This window comes from Acinetobacter sp. ANC_7635, from assembly GCF_056779945.1.
In genome coordinates this window covers 44,597-62,319 of the sequence record NZ_JBWYIS010000003.1, presented here as the reverse complement: position 1 = coordinate 62,319, position 17,723 = coordinate 44,597, and the positions used below count along the sequence as shown (strand labels likewise).

Sequence of the window (17,723 nt, the reverse complement as noted above, 5' to 3'; positions counted from 1 at the left end):
TAAATGAGCAATAACATCAATTTATAAAATATTATGAATACTGAGCAAGAACAGCATTTAGAGAAAATATTTAGAGATAATCAAAATCAAGGCATTGCTATTGCGATTACAGGTTGTTGGGGAGTTGGAAAGACTTTTAGTTGGTATAGATTTATCAAAAGAAGAGCTGAACAAGAAGAAAATGAAATAAAGCAAAAGCCAAGTTATGAAAGAAAGAATAAAGACAAAATATTTAGTAAAAAATACGCGTATGTATCTTTATTTGGAATAGAAAGTCTTTCTGATCTCAAAGCTGCTATTTCAACAAATATGAGTAGTAATTATTTTAATAAAGAATCCTCTCAAAATTTTGAGATTCCTACTTTTGTAAAGAAAGGATTGTCAGCACTTCGTGATGTAAAAATTAGTGGAAATGGTGAAGGATTTGGTATCAATTCTTCAGCTAAAATTTTTGAAGCAGTTCTATATTCTCAAGTCAAAGATGCAATTATCTGCTTTGATGACTTTGAACGAATGTCCAGAAAATTAGATATTCAAGATGTAATGGGTTTAGCAAACCAATTGAAATTGGAACGAAACTGCCAAGTTGTTTTGATTTTAGATGAAACGAAAAATGAAGATGATAATCAAAAAAAATATGCTGAATACAAAGAAAAATTGATTGATGAAACAATCAAAATTACTTCTGTTGAACCTTTACTTCGTGAAAAAACAAAAGAGCTAGATGAGCCATTAGTAGATTTAATGGTAAATTTTGCAAACGAATTAGAAATTCATAATTTTCGATTTTTAAAAAAAGTCATCAAACTTTATAAAAAATTTAGAGAGCAATTACCGCAAGAAGTTGCTGACTCGACAAAAAAGATTATTCTTATTCGCGTTCTACAAGGATATTTTATTGAAGATTTTGGCAACAAATATGAGTTTGATTGGGAAGATATAAAGTCAAGGCTTGAGAAAAATCAGACTGATTGGTCTGAGAGAAAACGTAAAACCTATGAATCATTGAAGTCACTAGATTACAAATTTATTTATTCTGATGAATGGTTTATGGAGTTTAAAAAATGGTTTGATCAAAAAGGAGAGCCAAATTGGACTTTATTACATGACCTAGCAAACTCTACGATGATTTCTGAAGAAAATAATAAAATTAAAGATGATTTTCATAAGTTGTGTGAAGATTTTTGGGGGCTTCGAGTAGGCAAGAATTTTCCAAAGATTTTCCATAAAGCAACGAAAGCTGTAGTTGGCTTAGAAAATATTCATAATTTAAATTTTGCTTTAAAAATTTTAGAAATTTTTAATGAGGATGTTACATCATTGGAGCAAAATATTTGTGAATGGATTAAAGAGCAAAAGAATAAAGAGCGTCAAAGTTTTTATAATATTCAAGATGATGATGAAATAAGACCTGTTTTTAAGGAGTTGATTTTAAATCATCAACCTTCTAAAGAAGAATTACCAAAGCTGATTGATGCAATTTTTCAAGTTTATATAAATGAAGTTTGGAATGATCGAGATGAATTAGCAATTGAATACGCTAGTAAAGAACAGTGGGAAAAACTTCTTTTTGAAGAAATAAATAATGATCCGAGATTCACATCTCTCAATAGTAGCTATGTTGTTAAGAAAATATTAGATAATCAAAAGGATCAAGAGACAAGCCAAAGAATTCGCCAGTTGATTACTGAAATATATAAAGAAAAAGCAGAGAAAGAGCCTTTCTATACGGAGTATATGAATTATCTGATTTCAAGATTAGACAATTAAAAAGGGCTCTTATGAGCCCTTTCAAAATCACTTTAACATCGGCTTTAAGAATCTCGCCGTATGCGAAACCTTATTTTTCGCTACTTCTTCAGGCGTACCTTCAGCAATAATCATACCGCCACCAGCACCACCTTCAGGACCTAAGTCCACAATCCAGTCGGCAGTTTTAATCACATCCAAATTATGCTCAATCACCACGATAGTATTACCCTTATTGCGTAGCTCATGAAGAATATCTAAAAGTTTGGCAATATCGTGGAAATGTAAACCTGTGGTTGGCTCATCAAGCACATACAGGGTTTTACCCGTATCACGTTTGGCAAGTTCACGTGCAAGCTTCACACGTTGCGCTTCACCACCTGAAAGGGTAGTTGCAGATTGACCTAAACGAATATAGCCCAAACCAACCTGATTTAATGTTTCTAAGCGACGGTGAATGACAGGAATCGCATCAAAGAAATGCATTGCATCTTCAACGGTCATCTCGAGTACGTCAGAAATGTTTTTGCCTTTATAGCCGACTTCCAAGGTTTCACGGTTATAACGCTTGCCGTGGCAGGCATCGCATGGCACATACATATCCGGTAAGAAATGCATCGCCACTTTAATCATACCGTCGCCTTCACAAGCCTCACAGCGACCACCTTTCACGTTAAACGAGAAACGACCTGCGGCATACCCACGTGCTTTGGCTTCTGGGGTTTGAGCAAAGAGTTCACGAATTGGCGTAAACAAACCTGTATAGGTTGCAGGGTTTGAGCGCGGTGTACGTCCAATTGGGCTTTGGTCAATATCCACGACTTTATCGAGGAATTGTAAGCCATCAATCGAATCAAATTTTTCTGCCGTTAACGTCGTTGCACCATTCAATTGTGTTGCAGCAAGTGGCAATAAAGTACGGTTAATTAAAGTCGATTTACCTGAACCCGATACACCCGTCACACAGGTCATAACACCTAAAGGAATGGTGAGATCAACATTCTTTAAGTTGTGACCACATGCACCCATCAGCTTAATTTGCTCATCAGGTTTAGGTGGTTGTACACGCGTTTTCGGCACCTCAATTTTTAACTTACCTGAAAGGTATTTGCCGGTCAGAGAATCCTCATTGGCTGCCAATTCATCATAAGTCCCCTCGGCAATGACATGACCACCATGCACACCTGCACCAGGACCAATATCAATAATATGATCGGCTGCGCGAATGGCATCTTCATCATGCTCTACCACTAAGACAGTGTTACCGAGATCACGTAAACGAACCAAAGTCTCAAGCAAACGGTCATTATCACGTTGATGCAAGCCAATTGATGGTTCATCCAGCACGTACATGACGCCCATAAGACCTGCACCAATTTGCGAAGCCAAACGGATACGCTGTGCTTCACCCCCTGATAAGGTTTCGGCTGAACGAGATAGACTTAAATAGTTCAAGCCGACTGATACAAGGAAGTGCAAACGCTCACGGATTTCTTTAAAAATCTTATCGGCAATTTCACCTTTGGCACCTTCAAGATTCAGGTCTTGATAGTAGCTTTCGGCATCGCCAATCGACATTTTGGTGATTTCGGCAATGGTTTTGTCTTTGACACGCACATGACGTGAAATTTCATTGAGACGTGAACCGCCACAAGCATCACATGCAGCATTAGATAAGTATTGTGCTAAGTCATCACGCACATAGTTTGATTCAGTTTCACGGTAACGACGTTCTAAGTGTGGTAAAACCCCTTCGAAAGCCATCACACGGTTATGACGGCGACCACGTTCATCGATATAGCTTAAGTCAATTTTTTCTTTACCTGTACCGTAAAGGAATTTCTTTTTGGTCTCCGCATCAAGTTCATTCCACGGCGTATCAAGAGAGAAGTCGAAGTGTGCAGCGACTTTTTCAATCATGCTGTAATAGTATGGACGCTGACGATCCCAACCACGAATTGCCCCTTGGCTAATGCTGACTTCAGGGTTTGGAATGAGTTTGTCAGAACTAAAATGGCTGCGTGTCCCTAAACCATCACAGACCGGGCAAGCACCAAATGGGTTGTTAAAAGAAAACAGACGAGGTTCTAGTTCGGCAACGGCACGGTCACATTCAGGACATGAGTGTTTTGCTGAAAACACACGATCAGATTGTTCGCCTTTCATCCATGACAAAATAGCAATATCACCACCTAAACGCAGTGCGGTTTCAAAACTTTCTGCAATACGGTTGCCTAAGTCATCGCGGACTTTAAAACGGTCGACCACGACTTCAATGGTATGTTTTTTCTTCTTATCCAGTTCAGGCGGTGGATCAATTTCCATGATTTCACCGTCTACACGTGCACGGACGAAACCTTGGCTTTGTAATTGCTCAAATAAATTGGTGTATTCACCTTTGCGCTCACGTACAACAGGAGCAAGTAACAATAAAGCTGTACCTTCTTCAAGTGCTTTAACCGCATCAACCATTTCCGACACGGTTTGTGCCACCATCGGCAAGTCATGCTCAGGGCAGTAGGGTGTACCCACTCGAGCATACAACAAACGTAAATAGTCATAAATTTCAGTAATCGTACCGACCGTTGAACGTGGGTTATGACTGGTTGATTTCTGCTCGATGGCAATAGCTGGGCTTAAACCTTCAATCGAATCGACTTCAGGTTTTTCCATTTGGGATAGGAATTGGCGTGCATAGGCAGATAAAGATTCCACATAGCGACGTTGACCTTCTGCATATAAGGTGTCGAAAGCCAGTGAAGATTTACCTGAACCTGAAAGTCCCGTAATCACCACGAATTTATCGCGTGGAATATCAAGGTTCACATTTTTTAAGTTATGGGTGCGTGCGCCTCGAATACGGATATGACTTTGGCTCATAAAACATCTCGAAAATATGCTGAGTGAAGGTGATATATGATAGCGATTTAATTTTGTTCAAGCACAAATGAAAAATAAAACACGACAAATTATGTCGGTAAAATTTCATTGAACAGCAAAAGTCCAATGTAAAGTGCTTTGAGAGCTCCTGTAATCTGATTTTAAATAGATGAACAAGACATAATCAATTCGCAAATTTGATGTCATGATGAGCCATAGGATGTTAAATATAAGTGAATTTCGGGTGAATATTGATCAGCAAGCACGTGAATAGTGACGTTCGAAAATAGAGTCCACCTGTTCAAAACATATATGTCTTTCAATAGCATGATGTTGACGTGCGTAAAAATTCACTTCTTTTTCTAAGTGTTGAAGAAAATCGTTATATTCCGCTTTGAAATGTTGTAAATCTAGAAAATCAAAACGTATAGAGCTTGAACAAGAGTATTGAGCAATGAAGTCGAGCATTAAATTTTGAATATGATGATTGGTAAAATAAATGAGATATGTGGCAGCAGATCCACAGTGTGTACAGCCTTTTTCTAAATAAACTTCTTCATTATTTAACCAACAGCATTGTAAAGTGAAATATGCACGGATTGCTTCTGTTCCCAGTGAATGTTGCATAGAAAACCTCAAGTAAATTTTATTTATGATAATGAGAATTATTATCAAAAATAATTGTGCTTGAAGTTTGCTTTAAAATCCAGTCTTAAATCCATTTAAATCGAAATGAGCCTGAAAGTCGGCAATGCAGTTTAGATCACCGACCTTTAATTTGGTTATACAGGTGATAGCATCATGAGTGATCTAGGCTTAACCATTGACGTTGATGATAAGCACTATCCCAGAATAAATATTCGAGTTCAGCTCCCCGTGTGTAAGCTTGATGCATTTTTTCAATGGTATGTTGATCGCTTTCTGCCGCAACTCGGTCAATAATTTCAATGACTTTGCGTACTTCTTCGTTGAAATGCTCGCCAGCATAAGTGTCAATCCACGCTTGATAAGGATTATTTGCAATATTACGTTTAAGAATGTCTTTGCCCACTTCCGCATAAATCCAATAGCACGGCAGTAATGAAGCTAAAACGACAGGATAACTCTCTGACCATGCAGTAGCTGTCAGAAATGAGGTGTAATGATGGCAAGCAGCAGTCAAAGGTGTATTTTCAAAATCAGCTTTAGTGATGCCAAATTCGTGCATAAAACCATTGTGCAGTTCACGTTCAACCACAATTGCTTCATTAGCGCCTTGCGTAAATTGAATAATGGCATCGGAGTCATATGCTTTAGCACCACAAATAGCCAATGCTCGACCATAGGCAACCAGGTAATGCGCATCCTGAATGACGTAATGGCAAAAAACTTCTCGATCGAGTGTTCCAAGCGCCAGTTCTTGGTTAAAAGGGAGTGCTAATGTTTTTTGATATAAATCGTAGTTTCGTTGCCAAACGGCTTCTGAAAAACGCATAAATCCATCCTGAATAAAATCATCTCTAGGTATCAGCTAAGATCATATCAATTTGTCGTTACAAAACTAGCTTGAGCGATACATCATCTTCAACAAAAAAATCATACGAAGAACTTTGGATAAATTTTGAAAACTCGTCATAATTAGTACAGTTTAATTGAGTGTCTTTTAGCGCTAGAAATCAGACATTCAATTTATAGAATTTTTACAAATCACTAAGCACAGACTTTGTTTAATAATCGTCATATAAAAACTCTAAGTTTATGTTTTGTAAAATTTTTATTGATTCACATCATTTTTATAAGGTCGCTAGATTATGTGGAAACATTTTGGTTTCTCTATCGTATTCACGATCGTGTGTCTTGCGCTGTCTGCCTATTGGGGTTATACCCATGGTCCAGAAGCTGGCCTCAAGACCATGTTCACCGTACTGACCATTACTGCAATTTTAGCTGTGATGGAAGTTTCACTTTCTTTTGATAATGCTGTCGTGAATGCTTCAGTCCTTCGTCATTGGGATCACTTTTGGAAAATGCTTTTCCTGACTGTGGGTATTCTCATTGCAGTATTTGGTATGCGTTTAATCTTCCCAATTGTGATCGTCGCGGTCACAGCGGATATGGGCATGATGGAAGTTGTCAATTTGGCATTAAATGACCCTAAAGAATATTCGGCACGACTGATGAATCATCATCCTGAAATTGCAGCATTTGGTGGTGCATTCTTATTGATGGTATTCCTTAACTTTTTCTTGGATGATGGTAAAGACACGCATTGGTTCAAATGGATTGAGCGTCGTTTAGCGAAATTGGCATCTGTACCTGCACTATCTGTATTTGTTGCTTTAGTGGCTTTACTGATCATGGCTGCTAATGTTGATGAAGCTAAACGCTTAGTCGTGACTATGGCGGGTATTTGGGGCATCGTCATTTATATTGGGGTACAAGTACTGAGCCATTTGCTGGGTGGTGAGCCTGAAATTGATGAAAATGGTAATGCAATTGGTCACGATAGTAATGGTGTGCCAACAGGCGTAGTCAAAGCAGGTATCGGCGGGTTCTTGTATTTAGAAGTATTGGATGCATCATTTAGTTTTGATGGTGTGATTGGTGCTTTTGCGATTACCTCAGATGTTGTGGTGATTATGTTAGGTCTTGCGATTGGTGCTATCTTTGTTCGTTCGATTACCATCTATCTCGTTGAGAAAGGCACTTTAGATGCTTACATCTATTTAGAACATGGTGCGCACTATGCAATTGGTGCATTGGCTTTCATTATGATTGCGAGTGGTACAGGCGTACATGTTCCTGAAGTGGTTACAGGTCTGATTGGTGTAGCATTTATTGTTTGGGCAGTGATTGCATCTATTCAATATAAGAAGCGTCAAGCGCTACAAGGCTAGATGAACACATCGAAAAAAGCACAGCACAAGCTGTGCTTTTTTTGCTTAAGGCCTTTGTTCTAGGGAAAACAGATGGTGTTGATCTTTATTTCAAATAAAATTCATGCCTGTTCATCAGCCGAATATTCTATAATCAAAGTAGACATAGAAATCACGCGATAACCTAAATTTTATGATGAATGCCTTAGAACGCCGTTCCACATTTGCATTGAGCAGCATTTTTGCATTGCGAATGTTAGGTCTGTTTATGATTGTCCCGGTCTTTTCTGTTGCGGGACAGGCTTATGAATATGCAACACCTGCTTTGATTGGTTTGGCCGTAGGTGTGTATGGTTTGACTCAGGCAATACTACAAATTCCTTTTAGTTTGATTGCAGACCGTTATAGCCGAAAGCCGCTGATCGTATTGGGTTTATTGTTGTTTGCCTTGGGTGGTGCAATCGCAGCAATGTCAGACACAATCTATGGTGTGATTATAGGGCGTGCAATAGCTGGGGGTGGAGCTGTCTCTGCTGTCGTCATGGCGTTATTGGCAGATGTTACGCGTGAAGAAAATCGTATGAAGGCGATGGCAATGATGGGGATGAGTATTGGTCTCTCTTTCGTTATTGCATTTAGTTTAGGGCCATGGTTGACCAGCGTGGTGGGTATTTCAGGCTTATTCTGGGTGACCACACTCATGGGATTACTTGCCATTGCAATGCTATTTCTTGTTCCCAAAACCACACGTCATCATAAAAATTTTCAGCAAGGTTATCTCACTCAGCTAAAACAAGTTTTGAAAATGGGCGATTTAAATCGCTTACATGTTTCTGTGTTTGCTTTGCATTTATTGCTGACGGCGATGTTCATCTATGTGCCTTCTCAATTGATTGACTTTGCAGATATTCCTTTAGCTCAGCATGGTTTGATCTATCTTCCCTTATTGGTAATCAGTTTATTTTTTGCTTTTCCTAGTATCATTCTTGCTGAAAAATATCGAAAAATGCGAGGTATTTTTCTGACTGCGATTGCTGGGATCATCGCCGGTTTGATCGTGATGATTTTTGGATTTGAATCGAAATACATTTTGTTGCTTGGTTTAGGTCTTTTCTTTATTGCCTTTAATGTGATGGAAGCACTACTGCCATCTTGGTTATCGAAGGCAGCACCTATCCAATCCAAAGCGACAGCAATGGGTGTGAATGCCAGTGGTCAATTCTTAGGTGCTTTTTTTGGCGGTATACTGGGTGGGCAATTGCTGATGTTAAATAACACTGCTCTAGGCTGGGGGGTACTGACAGGAATTGCCATTCTTTGGCTGTTCATTAGTTTTGGATTAAAGCAGCCACGTTATTTATCATCACTGATTTTGAGTTTGCCTAAAGTCCAAGAAACAGATGAATGGACTTCTCAGTTACTGGCAATTCGTGGTATTGAAGAGGTCGTGGTGATGACTGATCAACAAGTGGTCTATGTCAAAGTTGATAAGCAGCAGTTAGATGACACTGCGCGACAACATTTAACGCACTTGTTGGGTAAAGAGGTAGCCATTTAATCATAACTCTTATAAAGTAAAACATAGAATCGAATAGGAAGATTAGAGCACATGCGCGGCGTGAATAAAGTTATTTTAGTTGGTACTTTAGGTAAAGATCCTGAGACAAAAACATTTCCCAATGGTGGTTCATTAACGCAGTTTTCAATTGCGACAAGTGAATCTTGGACAGATAAAAACTCAGGTGAACGCAAAGAACAAACAGAATGGCACCGTATCGTCTTACATAATCGTTTAGGTGAAATTGCACAGCAATATTTACGTAAAGGTTCAAAAGTTTATATTGAAGGCTCTTTACGTACCCGTCAGTGGACAGACCAAAATGGTCAAGAACGTTACACGACTGAAATTCGTGGCGAACAAATGCAGATGTTAGATTCTAATAATCGTCAGCAAAGTGAAAATGGTGGTGAAGGTTATAATCAACCACGTTTTAATAACAACCAAGGCGGTGGTTATGGCAACCAAGGTGGTTATAACAATAATAATCAAGGTAGCGGTTATGGTAACCAAGCTGGTTATGGTAATAACAACGTTAACCAAGGCTTCCAAAAGCCACAAAATCAACCAGCGCCGAAGCCAATGGCGACAGCACCGTCTGATTTAGATGATGATTTACCGTTCTGACACATACCTGAGAGTAGTTTTTGTTAAATTTTAATGTTTTTTATTATTTAACAATGAATTAAATAGTTAAAAACCCTTTGTATAACAAAGGGTTTTTTGTTTTTATGGTGATATAGTAAAACGTTTGTTCATAGTTGAATTAGGGATAGTTGTATGAAAGACGGGATTATATTTTTAACTTGTGTGCTGTGTAGCAGCATGAGTTTAGCACAATCACCACAATGGACCATGTTTGATCGGGATGATGGGGGCTGGTCTTATATTGATAAAACGACCATTAAATCACTCGATCAAGCCTCGCATATTTTTGAAATTGACTATAAATATGTGTATGAACATGGCGTACCCTCATTAAACATCAAACCCAAGGGCTACATACAAGCCGTTCATCAAATTGATTGTCAAAATAAAGCCAGAGCCTATGTCAAAAGCCAGCGTTTTACGCCGCAAGGTAAAGCCGTAGATGATAATAATTCATTCGATACGATTTATTTTGAACCCATGTCAATGCAACTTCCTAAAAATATTAAGCTAATTGAAATGTTATGCATTAAATAAAATTTATAAAAGACTTTGTATAACGCTACAACTTATTGAGATTTGATGCGAATGCATGAGTGATCCTTCAAAGCCTTTTTAAATAACAAGGCTTTGAAGGATAGTTAACCTAAAATTAGAATTTACCATTCATAACGTAAACGGAATAAATGCATATCTGGGGTTTGGAACGTATCATGTGTATATAAACGTTCATAATCAAATCCAAAACCATGGTTAAATCTAGCTGCTATACCAACACCGAGATCACGGCGTTTAAACTCTGAGCCACTGGTATATTCAAGTTGATTTCCCATGATATAGGGCTGAATGAATTTGATACCGTATTCTTCAATCTTGAAGTGCTGTCCCGCATAAAATTCAACGCCATAAGCCTCAGTATTCAGCAATGATTGAAGTTGAAAATCGCTCGATTCACTGTAAGCATCAAAATTTGGAACTAGATTTTTATACCAACCAGCGCCAAAGCTAAGCATCCATTTTCCATCAAAATAAAATAATGAACTTGCCCAAATTTCTTGCTTTAAATCATGTTTATCTTGTTGATTGTTCAGACTAGCATCGTTGTACTTCCATGAGGTCGCCCAACTTAAATTTTTATTTAAATGCACATCAACTGCCAATTCGGCACCATTTTTACGTTGATATTGCACATCCGTATCTGCGACCGTCGTACTATCCTTGAACAAATAGCTGGCATATAAGTTTGCTTTATCCATTTTGAACTCATAACGTAAAGTTTTATGAGCTGCTTGCGTACCATCTGTATAAGCGACAGGGCTCCACGTTTGGGGCTGAGCCAAGGTTGAGTAATTCCATAGGTCAGTTTTGGCACCTACAATGTCGTAATAAATACTATAGATTTTTCCAAATTTAACGGTACCGTATGCTGAATCTCGCAGACCAATATACGCCTGTTCGGTGGTGATGTTTTCATCAGAGGAACGGTAATGACCGTCCCAATCCAGCATCTTGGGAAGATTGATATAGTTTTGATAGCCTGCAATTAAATGCAAACGTTCATTCCATGCATAATCAGCATTGGCATACATACGGCTATTTGAGCTATAGCCATTTCTGCGATATTTCTGATTTTCGTTAGATTTATCGTAATGATCGAAATTTAAGGCTTGTAGGCGAATACTACCAGACGTGGTGAGTTTTAAACGATCAGATTCACTCACAATTTGCTGTTCATCAATGAGTGTTATCTCGGCAAATGTAAGATTTGAAAAAATAAAGGTGCAGGAAAGCAATAGCTTGTAAAAGCATGGTTTTGACATAGTAACATCCGTGTGACTAGATATGAATTAAGCTGGTGATTCAGCTGATTAAAGCTGAGCAGAAATTAGGTGGTCATTATCGATTTAAAATATCGTTCCAAAATGGAGTAGTGGTTAGTGTCTACAAAACTCAATAGATGCGTGAATTCAGGCTCTAGTTGCTGTCGAATTTGATAATATTTTTGGCTCTGCCATTTCAGTTCTGGTAACTCATCGAGTCCATACGCAATCGTACAGGGCTTAGCAAAGTGCGTAGAATGTTCAACTGGACTTAAGTTTTTAATGTCTAGCTCAGATAAATTTAGCGCCTTGTTTAAATGTGTTTCTTGAATCGGTTTTAGGTCATAGATCCCACTGAGTAATACTGCTGAACCAATCAGGGGGTGATCTAAATTTAAAGCAGCTAAATGGGCACCGGCAGAATGCCCAACCACAATGACATTGGAGCTGATCCAAGTTTGTTTGTGGATATAATCGAGCGCTTTGCGAATTTGTAGATTAATCAGATTTAAACTACTTAGAGGTGCTAAATCATATTCAACCAACACACATTGAGCATTTTGCTTTAAAACAAATTCAGCAACAAAGGCAAAATCCCTTTTTTCACACCATTGCCAATAACCACCATGTATAAAAATAACAGTAGTATTGGTGGCAACAGGCGTGGGGAAAAAATCCAGTGTAGATCTTCGCTGAAAGTCATACTGTAAATCGGCAATATGATGGTGTTGTTCATAAGTTGCTTGGCTCATTTTTTTAAAATCAGACAAGATCTGATTTTCATCCACCACAGTTTTCGAGTTGTCATAGAGCATGATTTACAGCTCCTTTACTAGGCTTGTTCATTTTCAGTTAATTGATGCTTTAACGATGATTTCTTCATTTGATAGAAAATGATTAACATCACGATAAAAGGCACGCCAAACTGGAGAGTTGATTTAAATTCTTGCGTAAACCATGTGGTAAGCGTGATTGCAAGAATGGCAAACAAACCAATAAAGGAAATATAACGACTACCAGGAATGCTGTATTTGAGGTGGATATTATTTTTTGCTAAGTTCTTTCTAAAGAAATAGTGTGTGGCAAAGATCGCCCCCCAAGTAAATAAAGCTCCAAACATGGACAGTGCAATCATGATTGGAAATGCTGATTCGGGATTAATGCTATAAACAATACTCGCCACGGCAATACCTGTTGCCGAAAGTAGCAAGGCATTGATGGGCACCCCATTTTTACGAATTTTACCAAACAGCTTAGGTGCATCTCCTGAACGTGACAAACTGAATAACATACGCGTTGAGATATATAACATGCTGTTCATTGCGGACAGTGCTGCCACAATCACAATGAAGTTTAAAATATGATCAGCAAAAGGAATGCCGACAATTTGCATAACAGACACGAAAGGACTGGTTGCACCTGGTGCTATCAATTGAGTCCATGGAACGAGAGTGACAATTAAACTCAGCGATAGTAAATAAAATAGAAATAAGCGAATCGCAGTGCTTTTGAAAGCGTATTTAACTGCTTTTTCAGGATCATTGGCTTCACCTGCAGCAACCGCGATCATTTCGATACTGAGATAACTAAAAATAGAAATAATGACACCAATCCAAACACCTTTAAATCCATTTGGCATAAAGCCATCATGTGCAGTGAGATTGTGAGTTAGCGCTTGATGAGGATTTGGATCTTGCGTCAAAATACCTATTGCCAACAGAATAAACACAATGATGGCAAACACTTTGATCGTCGAAAACCAATATTCAACTAAGCCAAATGCTTTGACACTATAAGCATTTACTGCGAGAAGTACGGTTGAAAAAAACACGATCCAAATACCTGAACCGACATGAGGAAACCAAAGTTTCATATAGTCAGCCACGGCGGTAATTTCTGTGCCTACAGCCAACACGATACATGCCCAGTAGCTATAACGAACTAAGAAACCAGAAAGTGGATTTATATAATGTTCAGCGTAAGCACCAAACGAGCCTGAAGTGGGGTGTTGTACAGTCATTTCTGCCAAGCAAGCCATTAGTGCAAAAGCAATTAATCCGCCGATCGCATAGCTTAGAATGACAGCAGGTCCTGCAAAACTAATGGCAAATTTACTACCCATGAATAGACCGGTGCCAATGGCACCGCCTATTGCAATCATGCCCATTTGTTTAGCGGTTAATTTTTTATGTAATCCTGCTTCGCGTGTTTGAATTTTATCGAAGTTACTCATAAGCCCTCCTGGCCATGGTGATATAAAGTGAGTAACTGAATTAAGTTACTTGACCTCGCACCGAATATTTTTCATTTTTCCATTCTTCATTCAGCATCACTTGTTTAAGATGTTGAACAGCATGCCAAATGTCTTCATGGCTTAGGTACAAAGGTGTGACCCCAAATCTGAGCACGGCTGGCTCTCGGTAATCTCCAATCACACCACGTGCAACAAGCGCTTGGACAATGGCATAACCGTGTTCATGGCAATAACTCACATGACTACCACGCTGTAAATGATCGATTGGTGTAATTAACTCAAAACCAAATTCAGCACATTCCTGTTCAACCAATTGAATAAAGAGATCCGTTAAATTTAGAGATTTTTCTCGGATCTTTTGCATGTCAGTTTTTAAGAACACATCTAAACCACATTCGATCAAACTCATGGACAAAATACTTTGTGTGCCACATAAAAAACGACGAATGCCTTGAGCTGGCTCGTAGTGATCAGCCATATCGAAAGGACGTTGATGACCCCACCATCCTGAAAGAGGTTGCCAAAATTTATTTTGGTGTTTTGCATTTACCCAGATGAGAGCAGGAGAACCTGGTCCACCATTAAGGTATTTATATGTGCAACTTACGGCAAAATCACTTTGGGTCTTGTTTAAATCGATTGGCACAGCACCTGCAGAGTGACATAAATCCCAGATGACCAAAGCGTTATATTGATGAATCGTTTGGTTGACCTGTTCCATGTCATAGAAATATCCTGAGCGGTAATTGATATGTGACAACACCACAACTGCCGTTTGATGGGCTTTCAGAGTGGTTTCTAATTCATCAGGATGTTCGATTAAAACCAGTTGGTAGCCTTTTTGAACAAGGTCAATATAACCTTCAATAATATAGAGGTCAGTCGGGAAGACGTCCTTTTCCGCAATAATCACTTTACGTTCAGGAGCGATTTCAGCTTGGATTTTGACAGCAGCAGAGAGTGCTTTAAATAAGTTGAGTGTGGTTGAATCAGAGATCACCGTTTCGCCTGGATTTGCCCCAATGAGCTGAGCCACCTTATCACCTAACCGAGTCGATAATCCCCACCAATCCGCTTTGTTCCAGCTATTGATGAGATCTTCCCCCCACTCTTGGCTCACCACTTCTTGAGCACGTGTTAAAGCAGATTTAGGGCGTGCACCAAGGGAATTTCCATCTAGATAGATAGTATTCTCAGGTAAAGCAAATTCATTTTTTAAATGTTTCAGTTCGTCTTCAGCATCCCATGCTTTGCATTGATCTAAGGTAATCATTTTTATCCTAACTCGGTCCGTGTTATTTCATTCGATTTTATCACGGTAATTTTTAGTATTTATCCGATAATTATGCTTGAAATTGCATGAAAACTGGATAGTATTCGAATTAAATATAAAAAATCAGGATGATATTTAGGAATGAATTTAGACCTCATTGATCATAAAATTTTAAGACTATTACAACAAAATGCACGACTAAGTCATCAGGAATTGGCAGATTTAGTGAATCTTTCTGCTTCAGCATGCCATCGACGTGTCAAAATTTTAGAAAACAATGGAGTCATCGAAAAATACCAAGCAAAAATTAATTATGAAAAATTGGGTATTCAGGTTGAGGCGATTGTCGAAATTAAACTCAATCAGCTGACCGAATCAGATCATCAGCATTTTCTGAGCCAGATTCGTAATTTTGATGAAGTGATCAATGCTTTTATCATTACAGGGGATTCGAATTACGTTCTCTTTGTGGCCACCAAAGATTTAAATGGGTTTTCCCAGTTTATTATTAATAAGTTAAACAAAATTAAAGGTATAGCCAACATTAATTCTAAAATTATTCTTGAAAAAGTGATCGAGAAGACCTTCATGTGATCATTAATTTTTTTATGAAAAAAGTGAATCCATATTTTAAAATCAACCTCGAATTGATTTTACAAGCGATGTTTTTTTTATGAGTTAAAACACATAAAACTGCTATTATGGTTCATCTTTTTTTTTTAAATAATTCTATGAACGAACATTACAAATATATATACACTAAATTTAGTTTTTTTGGTTCATTACCTACATATAAGGTGTTTCTGAATGAACAAAATAAGATCGTAAAATGGGTCTTTGCTGATAACTCTTTTATCTATGGGTATATATCTGATTGGGCATTGAATCATTCTGGTTTAGATGTGGGAAAGGCTACTTGGGCTGAAGAGTCGACATTATTACTAAATAATGAAAAATTTAAACTCAATTTGTATAGGTCTTTACATCAAAAATTTAAAACAGAATTATCTGAATAATTTATCTAGTAACGATAATGATTTTATAGTTTTTGATAAAAATAAATTATTTAGATTGCTATATATCTCAAATTAGCGTACAAATGCACTTGTTGATGCGGGATGGAGCAGTCTGGTAGCTCGTCGGGCTCATAACCCGAAGGTCGTTGGTTCAAATCCAGCTCCCGCTACCAATTAAAAACTAATTTAAAAGTTTACAACCTAATTGCGGTCGATCTGTAGTTAGGTTTTTTTATTAAAGAAAATTAAATCAATAAATCAATTAAATATGTGTTATATTGGTTTTCTAGAATTATAATTTTATTGTTTACTAATTTTATTTTGATCTGATATTAATTACATCTTTCATTCTATTAAAAGTCTATCTTCAAAATTATTTTCTAATTATTCATTACATAATATAGGAAATAAATGATGTCTAATTTAACAACTGGTACAGTTAAGTGGTTCAACGAAACTAAGGGTTTCGGATTTATCGCTGTAGATAATGGTCAAGATGTATTTGCTCATTTTAGTGAAATTCGAGCAAATGGTTTCAAGAATCTAGTCGAAGGACAGCGAGTTCAATTTGTTGTACAACAAGGTCAGCGTGGCTTACAAGCAAGTGATATTGTAGCTATTTCATGAACACCTCATTAATTGAGGTGAAAGATCAGTTTGAAGTTAAATATGCAGTGATAGGTACATTTAATACTTCGCAGCATGCTTCGAACTTATCTCAAATAAATATTAAATTTATCACTGTTGATAATGAAAATATAAGACCTAGTTTTGATTTAAATTTTCATAGTTTAAATACTGGTAAAATTTACCAGCTCATTTAAATATTAAAATTAAACCATAAAGTATTTTTTATGGTATAATCGTTGTTGATCGAATCCGTAAGCGAAACGGAAGTGTTTAGATAGAACTTAGAATTGCGTATTCTCAATTTATAGATTTTAATATCTATGATGTCTAAACAGTTAACGCAGAGCATGAACTCGCACCATGCCGATCTTGGAAGTCCACAATCTCATTGTGGGCTTTTTATAATTAAATACATGCTAATGTAAAATTGTAATTTGAATTATAGGCTTGAGCCTCTTCGATATCAGAATCCATACTCTCGATTTAAATATTTAATATTATTTTTAATTTTACATGAGCTCATGAATGAGTAAGTGAAAATGAATATCTCTAATGGCTGGACTACAGCAAAAGCAGTGAATGGTGAAACCATTCGAATTAACATTATCCCATTTCATAAAGTTCAAAATACGATGAGAGGGCAAATTCTTGTAGAAGTTTCTAAACAAGTTGAAGTCGAATCAGGTGAAGTATTTGAAATAAACTTAGATGGCCGATCTTTTTTCTTGGGATTTAATAATCTATATAAGATTATGATTTAAAAATATTTTTCATAAAAGTCTAATGCGAAAAATTAGACTTTTATGGAAATAGAATCATAATACTAGTAACAGAATTATATAGATCACGATTAAGATTTACCCCATACATACCAATGATGATTTTATAAAAAATATCCGAAAATTATGTGAATAAAAGTTGGATAACTCATTTTTTAACATTGTTATTTTTAAGTAAAACTATAATGAGAATATCTTTTTAACATACTAAGATAAATTACTGTACAAATAGTGACCTGTGTAAGTTCAATTTATAAAGCA

Annotated in this window: 15 protein-coding genes and 1 tRNA gene; 9 read left to right on the top strand and 7 right to left on the bottom strand. The window is 37.2% G+C overall.

Annotation, left to right across the window (positions count from 1 at the left end; all coding sequences use genetic code 11):
* Positions 1–33 precede the first annotated feature (33 nt).
* Positions 34–1,770: a KAP family P-loop domain protein gene (locus AC1M89_RS05760; protein WP_481614029.1), complete on the top strand. Its 1,737-nt coding sequence runs from the start codon at positions 34–36 to the stop codon at positions 1,768–1,770.
* A 27-nt stretch (positions 1,771–1,797) separates the two neighbouring features.
* Here the strand turns inward: AC1M89_RS05760 and uvrA are convergent, their stop codons facing one another.
* The 3 genes from uvrA to tenA form a co-directional block, all read right to left on the bottom strand.
* Positions 1,798–4,629: an excinuclease ABC subunit UvrA gene (gene uvrA / locus AC1M89_RS05755; RefSeq protein ID WP_481597190.1), complete on the bottom strand. Its 2,832-nt coding sequence runs from the start codon at positions 4,627–4,629 to the stop codon at positions 1,798–1,800.
* A gap of 255 nt (positions 4,630–4,884) precedes the next feature.
* Positions 4,885–5,256 carry a hypothetical protein gene (locus tag AC1M89_RS05750; RefSeq protein ID WP_481608652.1) on the bottom strand — a complete coding sequence of 124 codons (372 nt, stop codon included), beginning with the start codon at positions 5,254–5,256 and terminating at the stop codon, positions 4,885–4,887.
* A 172-nt stretch (positions 5,257–5,428) separates the two neighbouring features.
* Entirely contained in the window at positions 5,429–6,103 is a 675-nt protein-coding gene (gene tenA, locus AC1M89_RS05745; RefSeq protein WP_481586851.1) for a thiaminase II, read from the bottom strand.
* A 316-nt stretch (positions 6,104–6,419) separates the two neighbouring features.
* Here tenA and AC1M89_RS05740 point away from each other — a divergent pair, with 316 nt between their 5' ends.
* From AC1M89_RS05740 to AC1M89_RS05725, 4 genes are all read left to right on the top strand, one after another.
* A complete protein-coding gene (locus tag AC1M89_RS05740) occupies positions 6,420–7,505 on the top strand; it encodes a DUF475 domain-containing protein (protein WP_179999088.1) in 1,086 nt (361 codons plus the stop codon).
* Between the two features lie 172 nt (positions 7,506–7,677).
* Positions 7,678–9,042 (top strand): MFS transporter, encoded by a 1,365-nt coding sequence (locus AC1M89_RS05735; protein ID WP_481608651.1) that lies wholly within the window; start codon positions 7,678–7,680, stop codon positions 9,040–9,042.
* Positions 9,043–9,093: 51 nt separating this feature from the next.
* Positions 9,094–9,669, top strand: a complete 576-nt coding sequence (gene ssb / locus AC1M89_RS05730) for a single-stranded DNA-binding protein (protein ID WP_092766486.1) — start codon at positions 9,094–9,096, stop codon at positions 9,667–9,669.
* 198 nt (positions 9,670–9,867) lie between these two features.
* A complete protein-coding gene (locus tag AC1M89_RS05725) occupies positions 9,868–10,227 on the top strand; it encodes a hypothetical protein (protein WP_481614028.1) in 360 nt (119 codons plus the stop codon).
* Positions 10,228–10,349: 122 nt separating this feature from the next.
* On the opposite strand, the gene AC1M89_RS05720 is transcribed toward AC1M89_RS05725, so the two are convergent.
* The 4 genes from AC1M89_RS05720 to kynU form a co-directional block, all read right to left on the bottom strand.
* The gene (locus AC1M89_RS05720; RefSeq protein WP_481614027.1) at positions 10,350–11,510 is read right to left on the bottom strand and encodes a porin; all 1,161 of its coding nucleotides are present in this window, start codon (positions 11,508–11,510) and stop codon (positions 10,350–10,352) included.
* 65 nt (positions 11,511–11,575) lie between these two features.
* A complete protein-coding gene (locus tag AC1M89_RS05715) occupies positions 11,576–12,328 on the bottom strand; it encodes an alpha/beta hydrolase (protein ID WP_481609774.1) in 753 nt (250 codons plus the stop codon).
* A gap of 14 nt (positions 12,329–12,342) precedes the next feature.
* On the bottom strand, positions 12,343–13,743 hold the full coding sequence (locus tag AC1M89_RS05710) for an amino acid permease (RefSeq protein WP_180028467.1): 1,401 nt from the start codon (positions 13,741–13,743) through the stop codon (positions 12,343–12,345).
* Between the two features lie 40 nt (positions 13,744–13,783).
* Positions 13,784–15,037, bottom strand: coding sequence for a kynureninase (gene kynU, locus AC1M89_RS05705; protein ID WP_481591876.1), 1,254 nt, complete (start codon positions 15,035–15,037; stop codon positions 13,784–13,786).
* 141 nt (positions 15,038–15,178) lie between these two features.
* Here kynU and gigD point away from each other — a divergent pair, with 141 nt between their 5' ends.
* From gigD to AC1M89_RS05685, 4 genes are all read left to right on the top strand, one after another.
* Positions 15,179–15,631 carry an Lrp/AsnC family transcriptional regulator GigD gene (gene gigD, locus AC1M89_RS05700; RefSeq protein WP_092766480.1) on the top strand — a complete coding sequence of 151 codons (453 nt, stop codon included), beginning with the start codon at positions 15,179–15,181 and terminating at the stop codon, positions 15,629–15,631.
* Between the two features lie 518 nt (positions 15,632–16,149).
* Positions 16,150–16,226: transfer RNA gene (locus AC1M89_RS05695), tRNA-Met, on the top strand.
* Positions 16,227–16,467: 241 nt separating this feature from the next.
* On the top strand, positions 16,468–16,680 hold the full coding sequence (locus AC1M89_RS05690) for a cold-shock protein (RefSeq protein WP_035267602.1): 213 nt from the start codon (positions 16,468–16,470) through the stop codon (positions 16,678–16,680).
* Positions 16,681–17,222: 542 nt separating this feature from the next.
* Complete coding sequence (locus tag AC1M89_RS05685; protein WP_035267598.1) at positions 17,223–17,444, top strand: hypothetical protein; 222 nt, start codon at positions 17,223–17,225, stop codon at positions 17,442–17,444.
* Positions 17,445–17,723: the final 279 nt, after the last annotated feature.